The 1970-nt window shown below is 76.1% G+C and carries 2 protein-coding genes; both read right to left on the bottom strand.

Annotation, left to right across the window (positions count from 1 at the left end):
- Positions 1 to 1206: hypothetical protein (locus tag AB0I76_RS28740; RefSeq protein ID WP_357041932.1), on the bottom strand; the 1206-nt coding region annotated here is incomplete at its 3' end.
- Positions 1203 to 1970, bottom strand: a 768-nt coding sequence (locus AB0I76_RS28735) for a hypothetical protein (RefSeq protein ID WP_357041929.1), incomplete at its 5' end; no start/stop codon positions are given. The genes AB0I76_RS28735 and AB0I76_RS28740, both read right to left, overlap by 4 nt.

The following is a 1970-nucleotide window of genomic DNA, read 5'->3' as shown; positions in this document are numbered from 1 at the left end:
CCCGTCCGCCCCGTCGACGAACCCGCCGGCGGCCAGCTCGTGCAGCAGCGTGCCGACCCGGCGCACGGGCCGGTCGGACAGGGCGGCGATCGTCGGGCGGTCCAGCGGCACCGGGCTCAGCGACATCAGCCGCCACAGCCGGCGAGCCTCCCCGCCCAACGCCCGGTACGCGGTGTCCCGCCCGGTCACCAGCAGCGTCGCGGGGGAGACGGCGATCTGCTGGTGTGGAGGCGTGTCGACGGCCCGGCGGAGCGCGTCGAGCACGTCGCCGTGCCGCCAGCCGTGCTGCGCCGTACGCCGACCCAGCTCGGCGACCGTCCGGGGCTGCCGTCCGCACAGCTCCACGATGGCGCGTACGGCGGGATCGGTCCGCGGGTCCGGCCGGTGCCGTCGGGCGACCGGCGCGGTGGCACCGGCGGCGGCGAAGAGCTGCACCGCGTCGTCGGTGTCCGGTTCCACCAGCCCGTACGCGGTCACCCCGTTCACGGCCGCGAGCGCCCCGGTGCCGGCCAGCAGCAGCCGGCAGTCCCGGGCCGTCGGCGGCAGCAGCGGCCGGACCTGGTCCGGATCGTCCACGTTGTCCAACACGAGCAGGACTTTCCGGCCGTCGATCTTCCCCAGGATCTCGTGGGCGGCTCCAACCAGGTCGTCGGTGCGCCCGGAGGCCGGTGGCCGGGTCCCGAGGATGCGGGCGAGGGCGGTCAGCACCTCCCGGGCCGACCGCGCCCGGCCGTCCCGCCGCAGGTCCAGGTAGTACTGCCCGTCCGGGAAGGCGTCCCGGCGCAGGTTGGCGACCTGGATCGCGCACGAGGAGGTGCCGACGGCCCGGCGGCCCACCACCGCCACGGCGTGTTTCGGCCCCAACGCGTCGACGACGGCCGCGACGTCCGCGGACCGCCCGGTGAACCCGGAGGGCCAGGGCAGGGTCGGCGCCTCCACCGTCGACGTCGCCGCCGGGTCGTCCCCCTCCGTGGGGCGTTGCCGCTGCCGCCGCCACTCGACGAGCATGCCGGCCGCGAGGCCGAGCACGATCACGGCGGCGCTCGCGGAGCCCAGCTGTGCCTTCGACAGGTCGGTGAGCAGGTTCCCGGTGACGTTACCGAGGACCGCGCTGGCCGTACCGCCCAGCACGCCACCGACGGCGAGCAGCAGGCTCAGCCGTCCCGGTCGGCGCGGGCGACGCGTCGGCGGCTGCGGCTCGGTCACCGGACACCCCCGGCGACCAGGCCGGCGACCAGGTGCCGACGGGCCAGGACCACCAGCACCACCGGCAGGACCGAGGCGATGACCGAGGCGGCGGCGAGTCCGCCGCTGTTGGCCACGAATCCCCGCGTCTGGCCGGCAAGGAAGAGCCCCAGCGGAGCCGCGCCCGGCCCGCTGAACAGCAGGCCCACCACGAGGTCGTTCCACACCTGGACGAACTCCAGCACCGCGACCGCGATCACCGCCGGGCGGTTGTGCCGCGCCAGCAGCCGCAGGGTTCCCCACCAGTGCCGCCCGCCGACCCGCGCGGCCCGTACCTGCTCGGCGGGCAGGTCGGCGAAGGCGTTGCGCAGCACCAGGACGGCGAACGGCACCCCCAACGCGATGTGCACCAGGGCCAGGCCCCGGGTGGTGCCCGACGACAGCACCACGCCCAGCACCTCGTTGACCGGACCGGCGATCACCTGCACCGGTACGACGCAGGCGGCCATGAGGAACAACCCGGTCGCCTGCGCCGCCGGACCGGTCAGCCACGCCAGCGGGTACGCGGCGAGCAGCGCCACCGCCAGGACCGCCGCCGTGACCACCACGGTCAGGACCGCCGTGACACCCAGGGTGCGCCACAGCTCGGTGCCGGTGACCAGCTCACGGTAGGAGGCCAGGCTGGGCGGGGCCGACCACCACCCCCGCGTCGCCGCGGCCACCGGGGCGTGCAGCGACGTGGCGACGAGCACCCCGAGCGGTATCAGCCAGGCGACGGCGGCGGC

Origin of the sequence: Micromonospora sp. NPDC049799 (assembly GCF_040656655.1) — a bacterium.
GTDB lineage: Bacteria > Actinomycetota > Actinomycetes > Mycobacteriales > Micromonosporaceae > Micromonospora.
The sequence above is the reverse complement of the archived record's forward strand: the minus strand, read 5'-3'. Positions and strand labels throughout refer to the sequence as shown.